General features: G+C 38.9%; 22 protein-coding genes. 16 read left to right on the top strand and 6 right to left on the bottom strand.

Annotated features, from left to right (window positions below; all coding sequences use genetic code 11):
- The first annotated feature begins 28 nt into the window (after positions 1-28).
- Positions 29-1,114 (top strand): NAD(P)-dependent alcohol dehydrogenase, encoded by a 1,086-nt coding sequence (locus tag ACFFIX_RS18215; RefSeq protein WP_378936511.1) that lies wholly within the window; start codon positions 29-31, stop codon positions 1,112-1,114.
- Between the two features lie 492 nt (positions 1,115-1,606).
- Here the strand turns inward: ACFFIX_RS18215 and ACFFIX_RS18210 are convergent, their stop codons facing one another.
- Positions 1,607-2,155: a small multi-drug export protein gene (locus ACFFIX_RS18210; protein WP_378936605.1), complete on the bottom strand. Its 549-nt coding sequence runs from the start codon at positions 2,153-2,155 to the stop codon at positions 1,607-1,609.
- Positions 2,156-2,525: 370 nt separating this feature from the next.
- Between ACFFIX_RS18210 and ACFFIX_RS18205 the strand changes: the two genes are divergently transcribed.
- From ACFFIX_RS18205 to ACFFIX_RS18160, 10 genes are all read left to right on the top strand, one after another.
- Positions 2,526-4,112, top strand: a complete 1,587-nt coding sequence (locus ACFFIX_RS18205) for a peptide chain release factor 3 (RefSeq protein ID WP_378936509.1) — start codon at positions 2,526-2,528, stop codon at positions 4,110-4,112.
- A 73-nt stretch (positions 4,113-4,185) separates the two neighbouring features.
- Positions 4,186-4,632, top strand: coding sequence for a GNAT family N-acetyltransferase (locus ACFFIX_RS18200; RefSeq protein ID WP_378936507.1), 447 nt, complete (start codon positions 4,186-4,188; stop codon positions 4,630-4,632).
- A gap of 54 nt (positions 4,633-4,686) precedes the next feature.
- Positions 4,687-4,923, top strand: coding sequence for a DUF2198 family protein (locus ACFFIX_RS18195; RefSeq protein WP_378936505.1), 237 nt, complete (start codon positions 4,687-4,689; stop codon positions 4,921-4,923).
- Positions 4,924-5,084: 161 nt separating this feature from the next.
- On the top strand, positions 5,085-7,070 hold the full coding sequence (gene uvrB / locus ACFFIX_RS18190) for an excinuclease ABC subunit UvrB (protein ID WP_378936503.1): 1,986 nt from the start codon (positions 5,085-5,087) through the stop codon (positions 7,068-7,070).
- 8 nt (positions 7,071-7,078) lie between these two features.
- A complete protein-coding gene (gene uvrA, locus ACFFIX_RS18185; RefSeq protein WP_378936501.1) occupies positions 7,079-9,952 on the top strand; it encodes an excinuclease ABC subunit UvrA in 2,874 nt (957 codons plus the stop codon).
- Between the two features lie 125 nt (positions 9,953-10,077).
- The gene (locus tag ACFFIX_RS18180; protein WP_378936499.1) at positions 10,078-10,398 is read left to right on the top strand and encodes a magnetosome magnetite crystal formation protein family; all 321 of its coding nucleotides are present in this window, start codon (positions 10,078-10,080) and stop codon (positions 10,396-10,398) included.
- A 49-nt stretch (positions 10,399-10,447) separates the two neighbouring features.
- A complete protein-coding gene (locus ACFFIX_RS18175; protein WP_378936497.1) occupies positions 10,448-11,551 on the top strand; it encodes a DUF4097 family beta strand repeat-containing protein in 1,104 nt (367 codons plus the stop codon).
- Positions 11,552-11,556: 5 nt separating this feature from the next.
- Positions 11,557-11,763 carry a PspC domain-containing protein gene (locus ACFFIX_RS18170; RefSeq protein WP_378936495.1) on the top strand — a complete coding sequence of 69 codons (207 nt, stop codon included), beginning with the start codon at positions 11,557-11,559 and terminating at the stop codon, positions 11,761-11,763.
- Positions 11,756-12,118: a phage holin family protein gene (locus tag ACFFIX_RS18165; RefSeq protein ID WP_378936493.1), complete on the top strand. Its 363-nt coding sequence runs from the start codon at positions 11,756-11,758 to the stop codon at positions 12,116-12,118. Before ACFFIX_RS18170 ends, ACFFIX_RS18165 begins: the two co-directional genes overlap by 8 nt.
- Positions 12,119-12,225: 107 nt before the next feature.
- A complete protein-coding gene (locus ACFFIX_RS18160) occupies positions 12,226-14,991 on the top strand; it encodes a metallophosphoesterase (protein ID WP_378936491.1) in 2,766 nt (921 codons plus the stop codon).
- Positions 14,992-15,043: 52 nt separating this feature from the next.
- On the opposite strand, the gene ACFFIX_RS18155 is transcribed toward ACFFIX_RS18160, so the two are convergent.
- The 5 genes from ACFFIX_RS18155 to murQ all read right to left on the bottom strand — a co-directional run bounded on the left by ACFFIX_RS18155 (position 15,044) and on the right by murQ (position 19,797).
- On the bottom strand, positions 15,044-15,721 hold the full coding sequence (locus ACFFIX_RS18155) for an N-acetylmuramoyl-L-alanine amidase (protein WP_378936489.1): 678 nt from the start codon (positions 15,719-15,721) through the stop codon (positions 15,044-15,046).
- Between the two features lie 311 nt (positions 15,722-16,032).
- On the bottom strand, positions 16,033-16,755 hold the full coding sequence (locus ACFFIX_RS18150; RefSeq protein ID WP_378936603.1) for a GntR family transcriptional regulator: 723 nt from the start codon (positions 16,753-16,755) through the stop codon (positions 16,033-16,035).
- A 209-nt stretch (positions 16,756-16,964) separates the two neighbouring features.
- A complete protein-coding gene (gene nagB / locus ACFFIX_RS18145; RefSeq protein ID WP_378936487.1) occupies positions 16,965-17,690 on the bottom strand; it encodes a glucosamine-6-phosphate deaminase in 726 nt (241 codons plus the stop codon).
- Complete coding sequence (nagA, locus tag ACFFIX_RS18140; protein ID WP_378936485.1) at positions 17,690-18,871, bottom strand: N-acetylglucosamine-6-phosphate deacetylase; 1,182 nt, start codon at positions 18,869-18,871, stop codon at positions 17,690-17,692. The genes nagB and nagA overlap by 1 nt, the downstream gene beginning before the upstream one ends.
- 2 nt (positions 18,872-18,873) lie before the next feature.
- Positions 18,874-19,797, bottom strand: coding sequence for an N-acetylmuramic acid 6-phosphate etherase (murQ, locus tag ACFFIX_RS18135; protein ID WP_378936483.1), 924 nt, complete (start codon positions 19,795-19,797; stop codon positions 18,874-18,876).
- A 436-nt stretch (positions 19,798-20,233) separates the two neighbouring features.
- On the opposite strand from murQ, the gene hprK reads away from it, so the two are divergent.
- Genes hprK through ACFFIX_RS18110 form a run of 5 tightly spaced genes read left to right on the top strand, consistent with a single transcriptional unit; the run spans position 20,234 to position 24,199 of the window.
- Complete coding sequence (gene hprK, locus ACFFIX_RS18130) at positions 20,234-21,169, top strand: HPr(Ser) kinase/phosphatase (RefSeq protein ID WP_378936481.1); 936 nt, start codon at positions 20,234-20,236, stop codon at positions 21,167-21,169.
- A 53-nt stretch (positions 21,170-21,222) separates the two neighbouring features.
- The gene (lgt, locus tag ACFFIX_RS18125; RefSeq protein WP_378936479.1) at positions 21,223-22,041 is read left to right on the top strand and encodes a prolipoprotein diacylglyceryl transferase; all 819 of its coding nucleotides are present in this window, start codon (positions 21,223-21,225) and stop codon (positions 22,039-22,041) included.
- A 45-nt stretch (positions 22,042-22,086) separates the two neighbouring features.
- Complete coding sequence (locus tag ACFFIX_RS18120) at positions 22,087-23,037, top strand: nucleoside recognition domain-containing protein (protein WP_378936477.1); 951 nt, start codon at positions 22,087-22,089, stop codon at positions 23,035-23,037.
- Complete coding sequence (gene ppaX / locus ACFFIX_RS18115) at positions 23,027-23,668, top strand: pyrophosphatase PpaX (protein WP_378936475.1); 642 nt, start codon at positions 23,027-23,029, stop codon at positions 23,666-23,668. The genes ACFFIX_RS18120 and ppaX overlap by 11 nt, the downstream gene beginning before the upstream one ends.
- On the top strand, positions 23,669-24,199 hold the full coding sequence (locus ACFFIX_RS18110) for an acyltransferase (RefSeq protein WP_378936473.1): 531 nt from the start codon (positions 23,669-23,671) through the stop codon (positions 24,197-24,199).
- Positions 24,200-24,898 lie beyond the last annotated feature (699 nt).

The raw sequence follows: 24,898 nt of genomic DNA, 5'->3' as shown, positions 1-24,898 counted from the left end.
TTTACTGAGGAGAGAGGGTGCGGTTTACGTGATAAAAGAAACGACAAAACAAGATGAATCTACAAGATTAAAAAGTACAATGAAAGCCGCTGTACTTACAGAAATAAGAAATATTGAATTGCAACAAAGGGAGATTCCAACACCAAAAGCTGATGAGGTTTTAATTCGAGTTCAGGCTGTAGGGCTGTGTGGATCAGATGTTCATTATTATGAACATGGGAAAATTGGTAATTTCATTGTTGAGAAACCAATTATATTAGGACACGAAGTATCTGGAGATATTGTAAAAGTAGGAGAAAATGTTACAGATCTTAAAATTGGGCAACGTGTATCAATTGAACCAGGAGCAACTTGTGGGGAGTGTTTTCATTGTCAGGAGGGACGTTATAATTTATGTCCACATGTAGAATTCCTTGCTACTCCACCATATGATGGCGCATTTTGTGAATACATAGCCATGAGAGCTGATCTAGTTTTCCCTATTCCAGACAGTATGAGCTATGAAACAGCTGCACTTATTGAGCCATTCTCAGTAGGTGTGCATGCGGTTAGTCGAGGAAAACTCCAATCAGGAGAAACAGTTGTTATTATGGGAATGGGACCAATTGGACTAGTAACTGTCGCAGCGGCAAAAATGGCTGGGGCAAAAATGATCATTGGTGTTGATTTAGAGCAAACTCGTTTAGATGTTGCGAAAGAAATGGGGGCTACCCACACGATAAATTTACGTAAAGAAAACTTAGAAGAAAAAGTAAGGGAATATACGAATGGTTTTGGGTTAGACCTTGCGATTGAAACAGCTGGTAATCAGAATGCTGTTCAAGGAACAATTGCATCTGTTAGACGGGGTGGAAGAGTAACTATTGTTGGTATGTCGCCGCAAGATGAGGTACCTATGAGTATTAGTAATATCGTTGACAAAGAAATAGATATAATGGGTGTCTTCCGTTACCATCATACGTACCCTAAAGCTATTGAAATGCTAGCAAATAAAGAGATTGACATAGAGAAAATCATTACAAATCAATATACACTGGCCGACACAGCAGAAGCTTTTGAAAAAGCCATTCATGATAAAACAAACACATTGAAAATAATGATTTATCCTAATTGACTTTATGGTGTTATCATTCGAAATATGTGATAAAAGAAAAGGAGAGCCCTCATTTGAATGATGGCTCTCCTTTTCAATTTTGGTGCAACAGGCATTGAGATCCTTAAAGATTTCAGAGTTGAGGGATAGAGCCGAATTTTAGATAAGTGTTTTCTGATTCTATATAGTGTCATTACTCAAAAGAATTGACACTTTTTTGATAGTGTACTATTTCAGCGTGTCGAACGGTGTCATAATATAGTCCCATAAATAAAGTACAAAAAAGGGGTCATACATAATGAGATACAGAACGGATACGCTAACCTAAGTACAGTTAATAATTCTGTAGAATCAAGCTACTAACAAATCTCAGATAGTGCCCTTGTGCAGGGGGGATAAATGCCAATTCATTTGTATCCACCGATAGCAGGTAAGGACTATTTTATTAGGAAAACAAAAGAGTCTATATTTTATCCATTACCTGTACGCTTTTCCTTAAGCGTTCAGGTAATGTTATTTAAATAAATCAATCAAAAACGAATCAGTTCCTGTCGTATCCGTAATTAATTCTAAGCCTAGAGATGTAGCAACCACCGCTACAACAGACCATAATATTAAGCTTGCAGTCATCCAGCCTGTAACCCAGCTTCTTTTAGAGCCAAAGCTCATCGCCATAAATGCAGCGATGTGTGAGCCGATTAGAAGTGGCCCGAGAATTGCAAGACCTGGTAACCCGTATTTTTCCCAAATCTTTTTGGCCCTTTTGGAGCGTTTCGTATCTTCTTCTACACTTACCTGGTCGCTAGCAGAGTCCTCGAATTCCGAACCCTCTAATTGTGGTTGTGGATTTTTCTTTGCTTTTCTTGTCAACATCCAAGCCTTTAATTTATCTACTAGGAAAATGACTAGTAAAACGGTTAGTAAATTTCCTAGGAACGCTAGCAGTGCTACCGGAATCGGTGAAAGACCTGCGATTATTGCTAAAGGTATCACCCCGATAATTTCAAACATCGGTGTTGCTGCTAATAAAAAAACGACAATATATGGCCATGCAACATTCATTTCCTGCATTTCTCCCCTCAAAAGACTTCATCCTTCTATCATAACAAATCCTGTTGTTTTATAGAGGTGGAAAATTTGTAAATTTTATTGTGATTTGATTAGAGTTTTTTAATGGAGGAGCTTTGAGAGTTCCGCCCAACTTTTGCGTGAGTCCGCCCAACTATAAGAGCAGACCGCCCAACTTCTGAGATAAAGCGCCCAACTTCGAGTGAACCGCTCTACTAATGCGTTTGATCGCACAATTTTCTCCAATATCCTATCTCAAGTTCCGATCCATCACAATCCCTAATATACTACCAAGACTAAATTGTTCTTTTAAACCGATTATGGTATATTTCAAGGATGAATTCTATTTTGAGAGGTTATAACAATGAGCTTAGAGCATGAAATAAATAAGAGACGAACATTTGCAATTATATCCCATCCTGATGCTGGGAAAACGACGTTAACGGAGAAGCTTCTTTATTTTGGAGAAGTTATTCGGTCAACGGGTACTGTTAAAGGGAAAAAGTCAGGAAAGTTTGCGGCATCCGATTGGATGGAAATTGAAAAGAAACGTGGAATTTCCGTTACATCGAGTGTTATGAGTTTCCCGTATCATGATTTTCACGTTAACATCCTAGATACACCTGGACATGAGGATTTCAGTGAAGATACGTATCGTACGCTTACTGCAGTCGATAGTGTCGTGATGATTATTGACTCAACAAAAGGTGTTGAGCCTCAAACCATTAAACTTTTCAAGGTTTGTCGTTTGAGAGGAATTCCGATTTTTACATTTATCAATAAGCTTGATCGTGAAGGTCGAGAGCCACTTGAGCTTCTTTCTGAAATTGAAGATGTCCTTGGAATTGAATCGTATCCATTAAACTGGCCGATTGGCATGGGGAAACGATTTCTCGGAATTTATGACCGTTACAATGAGACGGTTGTCCGTTTTAAAGGAAATGAAGAAGAAGAGGTCATCCCTTTAAAAGATATTGATCAGGATGAAATCAGCACGCACCCAGTATATTTAGATACGAAGGGTGAGCTTGAGCTTCTTGACGAAGCGGGAAATGAATTTTCAACTGAACGCGTTCGAAAAGGAGAGCTTACACCTGTATTCTTCGGTAGTGCGCTTTCTAACTTCGGTGTTCAGACATTTTTTGATACGTTTTTACAATTTGCAGTACCACCTCAACCAAGAAAAACAGATCAAGGCCTAATTGCGCCTGAATCAGAGGCTTTTTCAGGCTATATCTTCAAAATTCAAGCCAATATGAATCCGGCTCACCGAGATCGGATTGCCTTTTTAAGAGTGTGTTCTGGTAAATTCGAACGTGGAATGAGCGTTCATCTGAGTAGAACGGGAAAAGTCATTAAGCTAAATCAAACGCAAACGTTTATGGCAAAAGACCGAGAAACCGTTGATGAAGCGTATCCTGGAGACATCATTGGGGTATACGATCCAAACATCTATCAAATTGGTGACACGTTAATTGAAGGAAAAGAAAATTATCAATATGATGAATTACCACAGTTCCCACCTGAGCAATTTAGAAAGGTTCAAGTCAAAAACGTCATGAAAGCAAAGTCGTTTAAAAAGGGAATTGAGCAGCTTGTTCAAGAAGGGGCTATTCAATTATTTAGACAGGACTTAACAGATACAATCATCTTAGGAGCTGTCGGTCAGCTGCAGTTTGAGGTTTTTGAATACCGAATGAAAGCTGAGTATAATGTCGAGCTTGAATTTATTTCACTTGGAGAGCGTATTCCACGTTGGATTAAAAATGAGAAATTTGAAAAACGTTTCTTTGATTCAAGAAGCATGCTTGTAAGAGATCGCTTTGATGCTTACGCTGTTCTTTTTGAAAATGAGTTTACGTATCGCTACTTTAAAGAAAATCAAAAAGAAATTGAGCTAGTTGATTTACTTGAAGAAAATGATTATCAAAGCTATACAGCCTATCAATAATTTGGTAAAATAACCCACGAACGCTACTTGTCATTTTGGCAGGTAGTTTTTTTATAAGGGGGAAAATTACACGATGATCATTAAACAAGTTGGTCTACAAGATTTAGACAAAACAGCAATACTTTTCGATCAGTATAGAGTTTTCTACAGCCAGCCTTCTAACATCGAGGCAGGAAAAATTTTTCTAGAAGAGAGAATTGCGAAAAGTGAATCCGTCATTTTTCTCGCATTATCAGAAGATGAAAAGCCAATGGGATTTGTTCAGCTTTACCCAATCTTCACATCGGTAGGGATTCAGCGCAAATGGCTTCTGAATGACTTGTTTGTGAATGATTCTTTTAGAAAGCTTGGAGTCGGTAGAGCACTTATGAACCGTGCTAAGGATTATGCGATTGAGACGAATACAGCAGGACTAGTCTTAGAAACTGCCATCGATAATCTCAAGGCACAGCAGTTATATGAGAGTTTGGGTTATGAAAGAGATCAGCAGCATTTTCATTATGATCTCGATTTAAGATAAGAAAAAGAAAAAACAGCACCAAAGATTAACCAATAAAGAGGAGATATTTCGTCTATGATCGTAAAACTACTACTAGCTCTCATCCTGCCATTCCTACTCGTCCTTTTATTTACTCGTGTTACATACAACCATTATGTGGGTACACTACTAACAATAGCACTTCTTTTAACTTCTTATTATAAAGGGTATACAGATTCAGCATTATTAATTGTCTTAGACTTACTTTCACTAACACTCGGATTTTTGTATGCAAGAAAGATGGGACCTCCTAAAGTAAAAGAAAAGTTATAAGTGATGGGAAATGGGGAAACAACTTGTTAAAAGGAAGCTAAATAGAGTTAGCTTCCTTTTTTTTGAAAAAAATTAATACGAACTTTAGTTCGTATTTTTGGTGATTTTCCATATATTTGTGGTAAACTAATAGTACAATTATTTTGATTGGAGGCTTTTTCGTGAAAGAGAAGTTTGAGCTAGTCTCAAAGTATCAGCCACAAGGGGACCAACCTAGTGCCATTAAAGCGCTTGTTGAAGGGATCAATCAAGGGAAAAAACAGCAAACGTTGTTAGGTGCAACAGGAACGGGTAAAACATTTACTGTTTCAAATGTGATTAAAGAAGTGAATAAACCAACCCTTGTCATTGCTCATAACAAGACATTGGCTGGTCAATTATATAGTGAGTTTAAAGAGTTTTTTCCCAACAATGCGGTTGAATACTTTGTAAGTTATTATGACTACTATCAACCAGAAGCTTATGTGCCTTCTACCGATACATTTATTGAAAAGGATTCTAGCGTTAACGATGAAATTGATAAACTGCGTCACTCTGCAACCTCTTCCTTATTTGAACGGAAAGATGTCATTGTTATTGCAAGTGTATCGTGCATCTATGGACTAGGTAATCCAGAAGAATACAAAGAGCATGTTGTTTCACTGCGGTCAAACATGGAAATTGAACGTAATCAATTGCTTAGACGTCTCGTAGATATTCAATATGAACGGAATGATATTGACTTTAAACGCGGAACGTTCCGTGTACGAGGAGATGTCGTCGAAATCTTCCCTGTTTCTCGAGACGAGCATTGTATGCGCATCGAGTTTTTTGGAGATGAAATTGACCGGATACGTGAAGTGAATGCCTTAACAGGTGAAATTATTGGAGAACGAGATCATGTTGCTATTTTTCCAGCATCCCATTTCGTTACACGTGAGGAAAAGCTGACAGTAGCCATTGAAAATATAGAAAAAGAGCTAGAAGAACGGTTAACGGAGTTTCGGGAGAACGGAAAACTTCTTGAAGCACAACGTTTAGAGCAACGAACACGCTATGACCTAGAGATGATGCGTGAAATGGGCTTTTGCTCAGGCATTGAAAATTACTCAAGACATCTAACACTTAGACCATCGGGTGCAATTCCCTATACGCTGCTCGATTTCTTTCCAGATGATTTTATGATTATTGTTGATGAGTCACATGTTACACTTCCTCAAATAAGGGGAATGTTTAATGGTGACCAAGCACGGAAACAAGTGTTAGTTGACCATGGTTTCCGTCTGCCTTCAGCGATGGACAATCGACCACTTCGTTTTAATGAATTTGAGGAACATGTTAATAACGCACTATTCGTTTCGGCAACACCGGGACCATATGAACTTGAACATACACCAGAGATGATTCAACAAATTATTCGTCCAACAGGTCTTCTCGATCCAACCATTGATATTCGACCGATTGAGGGCCAAATTGATGATTTAATAGGAGAGATTCATGACCGTGCTGAGAAAAACGAGCGGGTGCTTGTGACAACTCTTACGAAAAAGATGTCTGAAGATCTATCAAATTATTTAAAAGAAATAGGCATTAAAGTGAACTATCTTCACTCTGAAATTAAAACGTTAGAACGAATTGAAATCATAAGAGAGCTCCGAATGGGGAAGTACGATGTTCTAATTGGAATCAACCTGCTTAGAGAAGGGTTGGATATTCCTGAGGTGTCACTTGTAGCGATTTTAGATGCCGATAAAGAAGGATTCTTGCGTTCTGAGCGTTCGTTGATCCAAACAATGGGTCGTGCTGCACGTAATGAAAACGGCCACGTCATTATGTATGCAGATAAAATAACCAATTCAATGAGAATTGCAATTGATGTAACGAAGAGTCGTCGCGAAGTACAAGAGGAATACAATAAAAAGCATGGCATTACACCACAAACCATCCAAAAAGAGATTCGTGATGTTATCCGGGCGACAATTGCTGCTGAGTCACCAGAAGATTATGATGTATCTGTTGCTCCAAGGCTTAGTAAGTTAACGAAAAAAGAGCGTGAAAAAGTGATTGGAGAATTGGAAATTGAAATGAAAGAAGCAGCTAGAGCATTGAATTTTGAACGTGCTGCTGAGTTACGTGATTTATTATTAGAGCTAAAAGCGGAAGGATGATTTAAAAGATGGCAATGGATAAAATCGTTGTGAAAGGAGCTCGTGCTCACAACTTAAAAAATATAGATGTGACCATTCCGCGCGATAAGCTTGTTGTGATAACAGGTTTGTCTGGTTCAGGTAAATCATCATTAGCGTTCGATACCATTTATGCAGAGGGTCAAAGAAGATATGTCGAGTCTTTGTCTGCCTACGCTCGTCAATTTTTAGGGCAAATGGATAAGCCTGACGTTGATGCGATCGAAGGGCTATCACCTGCGATTTCAATTGATCAGAAAACAACTAGTCGAAACCCACGTTCAACAGTAGGTACTGTGACGGAAATTTATGATTATCTCCGATTATTATATGCGCGAGTAGGGAGACCAGTATGTCCGAATCATGGCATTGAAATTACCTCGCAAACAATTGAGCAAATGGTTGACCGGATTCTAGAATACCCAGAGCGAACAAAGCTTCAGGTTCTGGCTCCTGTTGTTTCAGGTCGAAAAGGCACTCACGCAAAGACCCTTGAAGAAATTAAAAAACAAGGCTATGTACGAGTTCGTGTAAATGGAGAAATGCAAGAGCTTACAGAAGACATCACACTTGAAAAGAACAAAAAGCATTCAATCGAGGTTGTCATCGATCGCGTTGTTGTCAAAGATGGCGTATCTGCACGACTAGCGGACTCTCTTGAATCTGCTCTAAAACTTGGGGAAGGTCGAGTGCTGATTGATGTAATGGGCGAAGAAGAGCTTCTTTTTAGTGAACATCATGCATGTCCACTTTGTGGGTTTTCAATTGGGGAATTAGAGCCAAGAATGTTTTCATTTAATAGCCCATTTGGTGCTTGTCAAGATTGCGATGGACTTGGCTCAAAGCTGGAGGTAGATCTTGAACTTATCCTTCCAAATCGTGACTTATCTTTACGTAAACATGCAATTGCACCTTGGGAACCAACAAGCTCACAATATTACCCGCAGTTATTAGAGGCTGTGTGTAATCATTACGGTGTGGATATGGAAATCCCAGTTAGCGACATTCCTAAGCAGCTGTTGGATAAAATTTTATATGGCAGCGGTACTGATGAAATTTACTTCCGTTATGAAAATGATTTCGGTCAAGTACGTGAAAACTACATTCAATTTGAAGGTGTACTGAAAAATGTCGAGCGGCGCTACAAAGAAACGAGCTCTGATTACATACGCGAGCAAATGGAGAAGTATATGGCGCAGCAAGCCTGTCCGACATGTAAGGGCCACCGCTTGAAAAAAGAAACACTTGCTGTTCTTGTCGATGGGAATCATATCGGAGAAATTACCAAATTCTCCGTTCAAGAAGCATTATCTTTCTTTAAACATGTCAACTTATCTGAAAAAGAAATGAAGATTGCGAACATGATTTTGAAAGAAGTAGTCGAACGTTTAGGCTTCTTAAACAATGTGGGATTAGATTACTTAACCTTGAATCGTGCAGCGGGAACATTATCTGGTGGTGAAGCGCAACGAATTCGTTTAGCAACTCAGATCGGTTCAAGATTAACTGGTGTTCTTTACATTTTAGATGAACCCTCAATTGGACTCCATCAGCGTGATAATGACCGACTTATTCAAACACTCCAAAACATGCGTGACATTGGAAATACACTTATTGTCGTTGAACATGATGAAGACACGATGATGGCGGCAGATTACTTGATTGACATCGGTCCGGGAGCAGGCATTCATGGTGGTCAAGTCATTTCTGCTGGAACACCTGAAGAGGTTATGAACGACGAAAACTCGTTAACGGGTAAATATTTATCAGGGCATAAATTTATTCCTCTACCAAATGAACGAAGAAAGCCAGACGGACGTTTCATTGAGATTAAGGGTGCAACCGAAAACAATTTGAAAAATGTATCCGTGAAGTTTCCACTTGGCATGTTCGTTTCTGTGACAGGTGTATCTGGGTCAGGAAAAAGTACTCTGGTTAATGAAATTCTTCATAAATCACTTGCACAAAAGCTACATAAAGCGAAAATAAAGCCAGGTGAACATAAAGAAATAAATGGTATTGAGCAACTTGATAAGGTGATTGATATCGATCAATCACCAATTGGTAGAACGCCTAGGTCAAATCCAGCCACCTATACAGGTGTTTTTGACGATATTCGTGACATGTTTGCTACGACAAATGAAGCAAAGGTCCGAGGCTATAAAAAAGGCCGGTTTAGCTTTAATGTAAAAGGCGGCCGCTGTGAAGCATGTCGTGGAGACGGGATTATCAAAATTGAAATGCATTTTTTACCTGATGTGTATGTACCTTGTGAAGTGTGTCATGGAAAACGCTATAATCGTGAAACCCTTGAAGTCACCTACAAAGGAAAAAACATTTCAGATATTTTAGATATGACGGTTGAAGATGCTGTGTCCTTTTTTGAAAATATTCCGAAGGTTCATCGGAAGCTACAAACGATTTATGACGTTGGCCTTGGATATATCACCCTTGGACAGCCTGCAACCACACTTTCAGGTGGTGAAGCACAACGTGTGAAGCTAGCTTCTGAGCTACACAGAAGATCAACGGGTCGATCACTTTATATTTTGGATGAGCCAACGACGGGTCTGCACGTTGATGATATTTCGCGATTGCTAAAAGTGTTGCAGCGTTTAGTTGAAAATGGAGACACTGTGCTCGTCATTGAACACAACCTAGATGTCATAAAAACAGCAGATTATCTTGTAGACCTCGGTCCAGAAGGTGGAGATCTTGGCGGAAAGATCATTGCAACTGGGACCCCTGAGAAGATAGCTGAAGCTGGGGAGTCCTATACAGGAAAGTATTTAAAACCAATCCTTAAGCGAGATCGAGACCGGATGAAGAAGCTAGTTAAGGAAAAAGAGGAAGTTAATTTATAGGGCTTGTAAAGTGCAGTTTTACAGTTTTCCAAAGAGGAGCAATTCGTTTTGCTTCTCTTTATTTTTAGTTTTTTTGAAACTTCTCCCCCATCTATTCGTATAATCTACAAAGGAGTTGGTCTTTAATGGCTACAAACAGAGTCATTTCTTCATTATGTTATTTTAGTGTATTTTTCGCGCCGTTCATTTTACCAATTGCGATTTATTTTATTGTCGACGACGAGGAAGTCAAAAATGATGCAAAAAAATCATTAATCTCACATATTATTCCGATTTTAACTTTAATTGGGCTAGTCGCTATGGTGATCTTTAGTAGTATGGCAAATGCAGGCGAAGGAATTTTCTTATCTCTCTTTTTCGGAGGATTTATTGTGGTAGGAATCCTTAACTTAGTTGTGTTCATTTGGAACATTGTAAAAGGAATTAAAGTCCTTCAAAAGGCTTAAGATGTATAGAGGCTATCAGTTAACTCAGATCAAATAGGAGGATTTATAGATGAAAGAGGAGAAAAAACGAATTTTAAAGTTAGTTGAAGTAGGAAAGCTATCTGCGGAAGAAGCCATTACCTTAATCGAACAACTTGAGAAGGACGAAGCACAGTCTGAATCTAAAATAACAGCACTTTCAACTGAAGTATTGTCTTCACATAGTCAAAAACAAGAGGAATACAAGTCATACACAAACAAGCAATCATCACTTGGATCGAAGCTGATGGAATGGGTTGATACAGCCGTAAAAAAAGTCAAGGAAGTTGATCTTGATTTAAACTTTGGTAAAGCCATGGATGTTCATCACATCTTTCAGTTTCAACATTCAACTTTTGATGAAATAGACATAGCGTTAGTAAATGGGAATGTGAATGTGAAACCTTGGGCTGAGCAAGATATAAGAGTAGAATGTGATGCCAAGGTGTATCGTGTTGAAGATCAAGACCAGGCACGAGAACTGTTTCTAAACAGTGTGGATTGTCAAATTGAAGGAAATAAGTTTAGATTTCAAACTGAGAAAAAATCGATGAAGGTAAGCTTGATCCTTTATGTGCCTAATCAAGTTTATGAGCAAGTAAAGGTTAAGCTGTTTAATGGACCAATTCGCGGGGAACAACTAAGGATAAAGAACTTGAGAGCAAAAACAGCAAATGGAGTTGTTTCTTTTACTTCAGTAAAGGGTGACCATGCTGAACTCGAAACGGCGAACGGTCAAATTAAGGCATACCAATGTGACTTCAAAAAGATTGAAGCTGAATCAATAAATGGAATGGTTTCCATTCAAGGTAATTCGGAAAAGATTGACGCCCAAAGCTTTAATGGCAATCTTATGATTACGGTAACAGGCAATCAATGTCATACTTTATATGCAAAAACAACTACTGGTAACATTGACATTTATACCCCGGAAAGTGCTCGAGTTATTGGGGAACTAAAAACAAATCTAGGAGCACTATCATCAGAATTAGACACTCTCGAAATTACTCACGAAAAAAATGAGACCATTCAAAAAGAACTTCGTTTCAAAACGAATTTTTTATCGGATAAAGAATTATCTCTTTTTGCAGACTCTAAAACAGGTTCTATTCTGATAAAACATACAAAGAGGTGATAAAGTTGAAAAAATTGGTTCGCTCGAGAAATGACCGAAAAGTATCAGGAGTACTTGGTGGACTGGCACAATACACAGGAATTGATGCGGCAATGTTACGTATTTTATTCGTGATTTTGTTACTCGTTACTGGATTTTTCCCACTCGTGTTCGTGTATCTAATTTGGATCATGGTGGTCCCGAATCAAGAGGATGTTATTCGCAATGATTAGATGGCTTGTGAGCATTCTTGTGAATGCTTTAATTTTAATCGTAATTGCTGGTTATTTTGACTCTTTCCACTTAAGTGGGATAGGAGCAGCAATTACAGCGAGCTTTATTCTCTCAATTTTAAATGTACTCGTAAAACCCTTTTTAATCATCATTACCTTACCCGTTACCGTTTTAACGCTAGGTTTATTCCTTTTTGTTATTAATGCGATTACGTTAATGATTACCCAAGGATTAATGGGTGACTCCTTTAACATTGACGGGTTTGGAACAGCAATTCTTGCAGCAATTGTTATCTCTTTGCTCCACTTACTGATACAAAAAGGAATTGTTGAACCTTTGAAGGATAAAAAATAACGGCCGCTCATTTGGCCGTTTTTTTGTGGGCATATCTATACATACCATCCCCTGGAATGATGCATTGATTTTATAGATGCGGACAAAATAAATTAAGGGGGATGCGTATGAAACAAGAATTGATAATAAAAGTCATTCTTTCTTTTTTGATCAGCATTATTTTTTTACTTGTAGTTGATCAACTACTCATTACGACTGATGCCACTACAAATAATGGGGAGAGAGTGAATGTAACTAACACCCAAAATTCTTCTGCAATTAAATTGATCACCACAAATGGAAATGTAAAGGATACGATCATTGAAATTGATGGAAAACCTCAAACAAAAACCTATCCTGCGCTTGAAAAAGATGCGCACTTCACATTCGATATTAAAAATACAAATGTGTTTTTTCAAAATGCTATCGTAGTTGAGGGGAAAGTTCTTCAATTGCTCGATAATCGTATTAAAAAGTACAAATCAATCAGTGTGCCAATTCCTGCTAATACGCTCTCAGCAAAAGATTATCCAAGGATCTCAATTGTATCTGGAACAAAGGTTTCTCCGTTTGACACTACTTCGGAAGAAAACCACGATGAATTTACGGTAAAAAACGTCCGACTTGTTTTATCGGATGGTACCGTTCTTCGAGATGAAAAATACAAGAATCCAAATCAAGTGATCAAAGTTGGTGATGAGGGCAAATCTTTCCCCTTGCACAACTTTCAATTCAAAATTCCTAATCATAAATATACAGCCGTTGCATTAAATTGGGATACAACCAAAGAAGAAGAGGGACCACATCTTATAAAGGTGCTGAAAAAGAACAAACAACCAGAAGTGAAACAGATTATCGTCGATCATTCAGCACCAACTATTACTCCAAGTATTGAGGAAGGAAAAGTTTATAAAGGAAAAATTACCATTGATGCAGAGATACGAGATGTATGGAGTGAAATTGTTCGTACAACAGCAATGCTCGATGGTAAGGAGATTTCCCTTCCTTATGTAACATCTTCAGCAGAATTATCGGACGGAAACCACCTTTTACTTTTGAGTGCTAGAGATTCTGAAGGAAACGAAAACAAGGTAACTAAAAAGTTTAAGGTAGCCGAAGAAAATCCTCTGAATCCGAAATCTACCGATACGATTTCTTCAAATCTAAATGCTAAACTTTCGGTAAAGGTACAAGATCCAACGAAAGATTTTCTCCATGTATCTTTTTACAAGGCGTTTCAATACACAGCCGCAGATCGTGAGAGTGTGAAATTATCAGAAAATGTCTCATCCACTGAACCTCCTCAAGCCTTTGATCAAGAAGGGGAGAAAGAGCTGAGTAATAGAGCTTACAAAAAAGCAGAAAGAAACGATGGTAAAACAGTCGAAAAAGTTTCGAAAACTGATTTTCCCTATCATCGTTTCGATGTAAAGGTTGATCAGCAAATAGATGAAAATGACCTTATTGAGATTGTCTGGAAAGGGCACTCATTGCCCGGTAGAAAGGTGACGATGTACGTGTGGAGTCACATCGACAATAAGTGGAAGGAAGTTGATTTTCTTGTCGCGGGGAAAGATGTGTTCACCTTAAAAGGAAGTGTTACCGTTCAAGAGTATGTGAAGGACCAAAGAATCAGTGTGATAGTCCAGGATAAATTGTTTGAAAAAACTAAAAAGGCCAATTATACGATTGCTTGGATGTCTGACACTCAATACTACTCTGAAAGCTATCCAGAAATTTTCAAAAAACAAACAGATTGGCTGGCTGAAAATAAACAAAAACTTAATATTCAATATGTGTTCCATACAGGTGATTTAGTTGATGATTTTGGGAGTAAGAAACAATGGAAGTATGCAGATACTTATATGAAGACGTTAGAAGATGCGAAACTTCCATATGGCGTTTTAGCTGGTAACCATGATGTGGGTCATAAGGATGAATCATATGATCAATTCAGAACGTATTTTGGTGAAAAGCGCTTTAAGAATCAAGCGTTCTATGGGGGATCTTATCAAAACAACCGTGGACACTATGATCTTATATCTGCGAATGGAAATGATTTTGTGATGGTGTATGCCGGTTGGGGAGTGAATGATGGGGATTTAAAATGGGTGGATAAAGTGCTAAAACAACACACAGATCGTATTGCAATTCTAGCTTTTCATGAATATCTGTTAGTTAGTGGAAACCGAAGCCCAATTGGTGAAAAAATTTATAATAAAGTTGTAAAACCAAACTCGAATGTTGTTGCTGTATTAAGTGGACATTATCACGATAGCGAAACGCTTATTGACGAAATTGATGATGATGGAGATGGAAATGGGGATCGGAAGGTGTATCAAATGCTTGCTGATTATCAAGGAGGGCCAAAGGGTGGACTAGGATTTCTTCGTCTTTTGCATGTAAACACGGACGATAACACGATAGAAGTAAAAACCTATTCGCCTTACACCAACACCTATAATTACTATGATCCAACCCAATATCCTGATAAAGATGAATTTACAATGCAGGTGAATTTAGAGCAAGAAACAAAAATGGTCGCAACTGATTTCTTTACGTTGAATGTGTATACAGATGCGTTAATAGACAAAGTGAGCAGTGTACAAAGTGGTGATGTAGCATCTGTTGATTATAATAACTTAACTCAAAATCAAACTTATTATTGGTATACTCGGGTCCAAGATCAATATCACGGTGAAAAACGTTCGCGTATTTGGGGCTTCACAACATTAGAAGGGCAAATCAAACCACTCATTGAAGAATCGCTTAATGAACGAGGAGGTTTAAATTGGAACGGACAAGTAGTGAATCTTTTGATGATTGAATTAATGATCAATGCAGGTGTGGTGGTCTATTTTCGGAGAAAGAAATTAAGAAAGAGCATGACTTAATTATAAGTGTCATGCTCTTTCTTAGTATTGAATTCACAAGTCTAGCTGTTGTTTACTCTACTTTAAGATATGCGTCAAAGCCTTGCATTTTTAGCTTTGCGATGAGTGTTTCGGCGCTAGCCTTTTTAGAAAAGGCTCCAACTTGCACATGATAGAGTGCTTGTTGTGTTTTTTTCTTAAGTTTGTAGCAATTTACGATTCCTTTCACAATGCTCTGCGCACATTTGAACCGATACTCTTCAGTCATAAGCATTGCGGCTTCTTCTTTGTTGGTCATAAATCCACATTCACAGAGGATTGCCGTCATTTTCGTTTCTCTTAACACATGCAAGTTTGCGGTTTTAACGCCACGATCAGTGCGCCCAGTCATCTTTACTAATTGAGCTTGAACTTGTGTTGCTAGCTTTTTTGCTTCTGTTGGATTTGTAAGGTAAACAAAGGTTTCGATTCCTTGCACAGAGTTCCAGTCACGTCCGTTACCATATGCATTGGCGTGAATTGAGACAAATAGGTCAACATTCAGCGAGTTCGCTTCATCTGTCCGTTCTTGTAATGGGATATCTTTTTGATCAGAGTGTGAGAAGTAAACAGCAACACTCTCGTATTGTTGTAATTCTAATCGCACAGCATTGGCAACCACTCTGTTAAATTCATACTCTCTCATTTTTTCATCAACTGTTCGTTTTCCAGCCGTTTCGAAGCCATGTCCAGCATCAATCATTATTTTCATCGCTAATTCCTCCCAAAAGTTCATTTCAACTTCTATATAGGAGAAAGCATGGCATTGGGTAGCGTGATTCTTGATTTTTTTTAATAATACCAGAATTCATATAATTCTAGGATTCAGTTTGCGTTTCGCAAGTCCAGCTCCAGCGCCTAGCCCCGACGCACAGGACGTGCTAGTGCAGTCGAAGCGACAGGACGTCGCGTTCTCGACTGCCTCGAGGTCATAAGTCAATTCTAAATTGAAGGCAAAGAACGCCTTCTACCCTAGAATCGTCTTATGCTATGCCTAAGGCTGAACAAGGCGCTTGCGCTTTTTTAACGGTCCATATGATGTACAAATTTATAGCGGTCTGCTCGATAGGCTGATTTTACAAATTCAAAGGGTGTGCCATCTTTTAAAAAGGAAGTTCGAGAGATGAGCAGAATGGGCGCACCTTTGTCAATTTGTAGAAGTTTGGTTTCCGATTCTCGAGCAATCGATGCTTCTAGCTGTTGTGTAGCACGCTCAATTTTCAAAGAGAGTGTGTTTTCTACATAATTATAGAGAGAGTGGTTGATTATTTCCTTTGTAAGCCCTTTTATCAAGCTGGCAGGCAGATAGGATGTTTCGATCGCCATTGGAATTCCATCGGCAAGCCTAACGCGCTGAATTTCATAAACTGGTGTGGTAGGAGGAATTTGGAGCTGCTTAGCAATGCGATCACTAGCAGGGAAAACCTCGAACGTAATGAGCTTATTGCTTGGACTCAATCCTCGCGCAACCATATCTTCCGTAAAACTGGTTAAGCCTAGTAGTTTTTGTTCAACCTTTTGCTTACTTACGAAGGTTCCTCGCCCTTTTTGGCGGTACAAAAACCCATCGTTTACAAGGTTATTAAGAGCTTGTCTAACTGTCATTCTGCTTACTTGAAAGGTTTCTGCATATTCGCGTTCAGAAGGAAGTGCACTGTCAGACATAAGAGTGCCTTCCTCAATTTGTGTTTTCAATTGTTCTTCAATTTGGTGGTAAATGGGTACAGGAGAGCTTTTATCGATAATCATTGTACCGTCTCCTTTCGTAGGCGCTTTCGCTTTTGATTATTTTCTAATAATGTATGCTTGTTGGATTATAGAAAGCGTTTCGGCATCCAGCTCCAGCGCCTAGCCCCTCGAGGTCATAAGCCAAGACTCATAGGAAGGAAAGAGCCCCTTCCTACAAGTTCTTGGCTTATGCTTTTCGGGGCTGAACAAGGCGCTTCCGCTTTTGATTATAATAAAGCAGTAGCTTCTTTGTCAGCTATAACTGTGACATTTGCGTGGAGAAGTAGTGTGGAAGCTGGGAAGCTTTCGTTGATTTCTCCCTTAAACAAACGTTTGATTGATTCTGCTTTCTCTTTTCCTGAAGCGATTAAGACAATTTCTTTGCTGCAAAGTATGGTTTGAATGCCCATCGTGATGGCTTGTTTTGGTACTTCTTCATAAGATGAAAAATAGCGGGAATTTGCTGTAATTGTTTGTTCGGTCAGGTGAACAAGATGTGTTCGGCTTTCAAAGCTCGTACCAGGTTCATTAAAACCAATATGACCATTGTGACCAATTCCGAGTAGCTGGAGGTCGATGCCCCCTAGAGATTTAATTAGTTTCTCATAGCGCACACATTCTTCATTTAAATCCTCTGCATTTCCATGAGGTAGATGTGTGTTTGTTGACTTAATATTGATATGATTGAACAATTCTTTGCTCATATAGTACTTGTAACTGTTTGGGTCTTCTGCTGTAAGACCAACGTATTCATCTAAATTAACAGCCTTTATGCTGTGGTAAGAGGTGTGATTGTTTTCATAGTCACGTCTAAGTTCAGCGTATACACCTTTTGGCGTTCCCCCTGTTGCTAAACCAAGTGTTGCTGTTGGGTTATGTGTGACTAGTGAAATGATTTTTTCTGCAGCTACTTGGCTCATTTCGGTGTCATTTTCTACTTGCACTAGCTTCATCATTTCGTCTCTCCTTTTTGATAGGCCAATTCTCCACGACAAAAAGTCATAGCTACATCAAAATTGCTTGTTAAAACAACAAGGTCAGCATCTTTTCCTTCAGCAATGCTTCCCTTTTTATCATCGATCTTTAATTGCTTTGCTGAATTTAAAGAGGTCATTTTAAGGGCGTCTTCTATAGAGCAGCCTGTATAGTCGATTAAGTTCCTCATACCTTCATTCATTTTTAAAATACTACCTGCTAACGTTCCATCTTCAAGTAGTGCTCTGTTGTTTTCAACGAAGACTGATTGTCCACCGAGCTCGTATGTTCCATTTTGCAAACCCTTTGCACGCATGGCATCTGTTATTAAAATAAAGCGGTCCGCTCCTTTTGACAGGTAGGCAAGCTTAACAGCGGATGGGTGGGCATGAATGCCATCACAAATTAACTCTACGAACAGTTCATCATTTGTTAGTGCCGTACCAGCTACTCCTGGTTCACGGTGGTGGAAGCCTCTCATTCCGTTGTATAAGTGGGTAACATGCTGAGCACCCGCGGTAATGGCCTTTCTCATTTGTGCTTCAGTTGCATCAGAATGACCGATTGAAGCAATGATTTCATTTTTAGCTAAATATTCGATCAGCTCAAAACCATTTTTTTCCTCTGGAGCAAGTGTGACGAGTTTAATTGAATGATTGGATACTTGCTCCCAGATTCGAAACATCTCAATTGTTGGTGAACAGATATATTCCTTTGGTTGTGCACCTGCACGGAGCGGAGAAATAAATGGCCCTTCTAAATGAATGCCTAAAAGCTCTGCTTGTCCTGCTTGGTTTTCAAATGTTCCAGCATTCTCTAATGCTTTGCTGATTGCATCATGTGATTGTGTAATCGTTGTCGCTAGGAAACTTGTTGTTCCTTCAGCAGGAAGTGATTTTGATACCGTTTGAAGTGCTGTGGATGTCGCGTCCATCGTATCGGCGCCACCTGCTCCGTGTATGTGAAGATCAATGAAGCCGGGTACAAGCATTTCACCTTCATTTAAAGTGATAACTTCAAGATTACTTTCTGAAAAAGAGATCTCTGTGCCAATTTCGGAAATTTTGCCGTCTTTAATTAAGAGAGAGCCTTTGGTGATGACAGCGTCCTCCGTATAGATTTTTGCATTTTTGATTAAAAGAGGTTTGTTTTTCTTCATCTTTACACCTCGTCGTGTTTTCTATTTTTAAAGGTAGATTGAATCGCGTCTCTTATTGATCCGTTGTGAGCAGCTAATAGCCTTTTAACTTCTTGTGGATCTACATCAGTCAGTAACTGGAGTATTGCGGCTTTCGTTTCGCCTTTTTGCACGTTCAAAGCTTGGAGAGCTGCTTCTTCTGATGCGCCTGTGGCCATGACAATATTGTTTAACGCTCGTTTTTGTAATTTTTCATTGGAAGTCTGAACATCAACCATTAAGTTACTGTAGACCTTTCCGAGCTTGATCATTGCGGCTGTTGAAAGAGTATTTAGAACAAGTTTTTGAGCGGTACCAGCCTTCATTCTTGTCGAACCTGTAATAACTTCAGGTCCAACGATTGGAGCAATCGTATGCTTGGCTATCTGCTCCATTTTGGAAGCATCACTACATACCAAAGCAACGGTGATTGCGCCAACTTTGTTTCCATATTCCAGCGCACCGATTGTATAAGGAGTGCGCCCACTTGCAGCAATTCCTATTAAAATATCTTTACTGTTTAAAGAAAGAGCTTGAAGATCCCGAATTCCGAGTTCAGAGTTATCTTCAACGTCTTCTGCTGCATCGAAAATAGCTTGATTTCCACCTGCAATGACTGATACTACAAGGGATGGGTCAATCCCGAAGGTTGGGGGACATTCAGACGAATCGAGACTACCGATGCGGCCACTTGTACCAGCGCCAACATAAACAAGCCGTCCACCATTTTTGATCCGATCAACGATAAGATCGACAACCTTGGCGATAGAGGGGATTACTTTTGCGATGGCGTTAGGGACTAATGTGTCTTCCTGGTTGATGAGTGTGACAATTTGTTCGGATGTTAATAAATCTATATCCATGGTTTTGAGATTACGTTGTTCCGTTTTTAGTTGTTTTATATTCATGAGTAGGACCTCGCTCAATAAAAGTTTAGTTAATATCGTTTCATTTTAACGTCAATCTTCCTAATAACAAAATTCATTAAATGATATTGAATTCGCTTACAGGTATATTTTATCAAATTAAAGTATAGTTGTCTATACCACCTTGCTTTTGAGAATTTCGAGTAACCTGAATTATTTATTTTGGAAAGTATCACAGGAGTGCTAAAATAAGAAGGGTAATTAATTGAAAAGTGATTTTTTTTCAAAAGATAAAAAAGTATAAGTTTTTTGTACTTAGTTTTTGTGTCTAGCTCCAGGCGCCATCGGCTCTATGGTCTAAGCCAATCCGTCCAGAAGGTTAAAGAACAACCTTCCAGCCGGCTCGTCTTATGCTTGTCGCCGATAAGCGGGCGCCTTGCGCTTTTCTTATATGTTTTTAATAAAGGGGGATGACAACGTGCCGAAAGTTCGCACAAAGGATCTGATTGATAAATTTAAACTAGAAATACTCAGTGGTGAGGAAGGAATTAACCGGCCAATTATAACGAGTGATCTATCTCGTCCTGGGATTGAGATTGCCGGTTATTTTACATATTATCCAGCTGAACGTGTTCAGCTACTTGGAAAAACAGAGCTTTCGTTTTTTGAACGTCTTTCAGAAAAAGAAAAAGAAGGTCGTATGGATCAGCTGTGTACAGATGTGACGCCTGCGATTATTGTGACACGAGACATGGAGATTCCAACTGAACTTCTAGAGGCTTCAGAAAGAGAAGGAGTACCTGTGCTCAGTTCTCCAATGAAAACAACAAGACTTTCTAGTCATCTTACTAACTTTTTAGAAGGAAAGCTTGCCCCAACAACTGCTGTACATGGTGTACTTGTTGATATTTATGGCGTGGGTGTACTGATTATTGGTAAAAGTGGTGTCGGTAAAAGTGAAACAGCACTTGAATTGGTAAAGCGTGGCCATCGTTTAGTAGCTGATGATTGTGTTGAAATTCGCCAAGAAGATCAAGATACATTAATCGGAAATTCACCTGAATTAATCGAGCATTTACTAGAAATTCGCGGTCTTGGAATTATCAATGTGATGACACTATTTGGTGCTGGAGCGGTTAGAAGCTATAAGCGCATCACGCTTGTTATTAATCTAGAGCTTTGGGATCCACAAAAGCAATATGATCGCCTGGGACTAGAAGAAGAGAAAATGAGAATTATTGATACAGATCTTACAAAATTAACCGTTCCCGTTCGTCCTGGACGTAACTTAGCCGTTATTATTGAAGTGGCTGCAATGAACTTCCGCTTAAAAAGAATGGGTGTAAACGCAGCAGAACAGTTCACAACCAAGCTCGCTAGTGTAATAGAAGAGGGAGACAATGACGAAGAATAATTTTTATAAATGAAGAATGTCAAATACATAGATAAGAAAAGGGAGCGGAAAACATGGAACAGAACATTCAGCCTCTTAATCCAATTTTTCTAGACCTAGGTCCCATACAAATTCATTGGTATGGCCTTATAATTGGATTGGGCGCGTTACTTGGGCTTTGGATTGCGGTACGAGAAAGTGAAAAAAGAGGATTACATAAAGACACATTCGTGGATCTTGTTTTATTTGCGATTCCAATTGCAATTATTTGTGCGCGGGCATATTATGTGATTTTTCAGTGGGACTATTATTCTCAAAATCCAGGGGATATTATTAAGATTTGGAACGGTGGACTTGCGATTCATGGTGGCTTAATCGGTGCCTTTGCAACAGGTTATGTTTTCTCTAAAATAAAGAAAATCTCTTTTTGGAAGCTCGCAGACATTGGAGCACCTAGTATTATATTAGGTCAAGCAATTGGTCGTTGGGGAAACTTTATGAATCAAGAGGCACATGGTGGTCCGGTAACTCGTGAGTTTTTAGAAGGATTATTTTTACCAGAATTTATCGTTAATCAAATGTTTATAAATGGACAGTATTACCATCCGACTTTTTTATATGAATCGATTTGGAACATAGCGGGCTTTGCGCTCTTACTATTATTAAGAAGAGTGAACTTACGAAGAGGAGAGCTTTTTCTTTCGTACATCATCTGGTATTCAATTGGTCGTTTCTTCATTGAAGGGATGCGAACAGATAGCTTGATGCTGACAGAATCACTCCGAATTGCACAGGTTATTTCAATCGTGCTTGTTGTGGTTGCAGTTGGAATTCTGCTGTTCCGTCGTTTTAGAGGATATGCAAACGAGAAATATCTAGATACTGGAAATTAAAAGACAACATCAAAGATAAGCTTTCGAAGCAAGGGAGTGATTAATATGGGGAATAGTTTGAAAAAGGGGTTAAAGTCTGGTCTGCAAACAACATGGACATTAGGTAAAGTTATTTTTCCGGTTACCTTGATAGTCAGTTTGTTCCAACATACACCTGTTTTAGGCTGGTTGATAAACTTGATTTCACCGTTGATGGGGATTTTTGGATTGTCGGGTGAAGCAGCCATTCCTCTCGTGCTTGGAAACGTTTTAAACCTTTATGCTGGAATCGGAGCTATTTTAACGCTTGATTTATCGGTAAAAGAAGTGTTTATTCTAGCACTTATGCTTTCGTTTTCTCACAATTTAATCATTGAGTCAACGGTTGCTGTGAAGGTTGGCCTAAAGCTCTGGATTATAATGCTTGTAAGATTAGGGCTTGCTTTTTCATCAGGGATTATTGTCAATCTTGTTTGGCAAGGTGGGAGCGAGACAGCGCAATATGGCTTTATTGCAAAAAGTGAAACAGCTCCAATAGGTTGGGGAGCGATTATAGTTGAGGCAATTGAAAAAGCAGGACTTGGAATTATTCAACTGGCTTTGATTGTTATTCCGTTAATGATCGTGATTCAATTTTTAAAAGACTTAGGCTGGCTACATGTTTTTTCTAAGTGGATGGCGCCAGTCACTCGTCTTCTTGGAATGAAGGAAAATACTTCGATGACATTAGTGGCAGGGTTGACGATTGGTTTGGCATTCGGAGCAGGTGTGATGATTCAAGCAGTAGAAGAGGATAATGTCAGCTACAAGGATTTGACTCTTGCTTTTATTTTCTTAGTTGCTTGTCATGCGGTTGTAGAAGATACTTTAATCTTTATCCCTCTTGGTATCCCTGTTTGGCCGTTGCTCATCATCAGACTTGTCGTTGCGATTATTTTGACGATTACGGTAGCATTTATTTGGAAAAAGAGAGCAGAGCATACATTGAAGAGAAAGGAAGCAACCTATGAAAATTAATACAATACTATTCGACTTAGATGGAACATTAATTGATACAAACGATCTAATTATTGAGTCGTTTCTGCATACATTAAATTCTTATTACCCAAACAAGTATCAACGTGAGGATGTATTGGCGTTTATAGGACCACCTTTACACGATACCTTTCATAGCGTTGACGAAAACCGAATTGAAGAAATGATTGTCGCTTATCGAAAATTCAATCATGAAAATCATGATCTTCTAGTGAAGCAATATGACACTGTTTTTGAAACAGTCAAAACGTTGCGCGAACAAGGGTTTAAGCTAGGAATTGTCACAACAAAGATTAGAGACACCGTGAATATGGGGTTAAAACTTACAAAGCTTGATCAATTTTTTGATGTGGTTGTTACGTTGGATGATGTGGAGAATGCAAAACCACATCCAGAGCCAGTTTTAAAAGCATTAGATCAACTCGGCTCACTACCCGCTGAAGCGATCATGGTCGGAGATAATCATCATGATATTGAGTCTGGTCGTAATGCCGGCACTACAACGGTTGCTGTTTCATGGAGTGTGAAGGGCAGAGCGTATCTTGAAAGCTACAAGCCAGATTATATCGTCGATAAGATGAGCGAACTTTTAAAAATTGTTGGAGTGGAATAAGTGAGAAGAACAACAAGATACCCGGTTGTTGGACCTAACTCTCTATGGCATGTCTATAAAACAGTTCCATTTTGGAGGGTTGTTCGTAATTTTATCGTGATTCAATTAGCGAGGTATACTCCTTTGTTAGCGGTGAAAAATTGGTTGTATCGTACATTTTTAGGAATGAAAGTCGGTGACCAAACATCCTTTGCGCTCATGGTCATGCTTGATGTGATGTTTCCTGAGAAAATCTCGGTTGGAAAAAATACAGTGATTGGCTACAATACGACGATTTTAGCTCACGAATATTTAATAAAAGAGTATCGCTTAGGCGAAGTCAAAATTGGTAGTGAAGTGATGATTGGTGCCAACTCAACGATACTTCCTGGAATCGAAATCGGTGACGGCGCAATTGTTTCAGCAGGAACACTTGTCCATAAAGACGTTCCGGCTGGAGCGTTTGTTGGGGGTAATCCAATGCGAGTGATTTACACGAAGGATGAGATGGCGGAAAGAGCGGCGGGAGAGACGGAAGTTCAGTTTACATAGTATTGTGCTGAAGAAACCTCTATTTTAGGGGTTTTTTGTATTTAATTTGATTAACGCTTAGTCATACGATCCCAACTAAAGATATAAGTGGAACAGTGTTTGCGGCAAGTAAAGATTATGTCGATTTTTGCAGAGAAATCGATATATTGCCAAACTTGATGATAAAAGTGCTCAACTTGATGATATAATTCAAAACTCGATGAAATAATCGTTCAACTCGACGATGAACTTGAAAATTCATCCACATAGAACCTATAAGTGTAAAGTGAAGCATTGAAATCTCCAAATCTGCTTGCTAAGAAGGCCCTCATTTCACGAGTGGATAAACTAATATTTTTATATTTTAAAAATCGATGTATATAACTCTCTCAATCTGGGAACTATAGTATTATCCCCCTTTGTTAATATATTTTCTTTAAATCCTTCCCTAGTGAAGGATTATTTTTTTGTCGTTTAGCGTACTATGTCAAATACTATTTCTTGGATTTTGTGCATGCCGAACACACCAACCAATTTTAATAACCAATTTTAGGTTCATAAGGAAGCAACTGACAGGAAGCTTCTATAAAAGCTAATCACCACTTTTCGGGTCTGAAGTGAATAATGCCTCGTTTTCATTCTGCAGAAAGTGCACCCTGGTCAGTACAGTCTTTAAGATTAACGTACGATTCGCATTTGCAGGACGAGGTGGATCACGCT

The sequence above is a fragment of the Metabacillus herbersteinensis genome (assembly GCF_042433335.1).
Classification (GTDB): domain Bacteria; phylum Bacillota; class Bacilli; order Bacillales; family Bacillaceae; genus Metabacillus; species Metabacillus herbersteinensis.
This window is presented reverse-complemented; position numbering and strand designations above follow the sequence as displayed.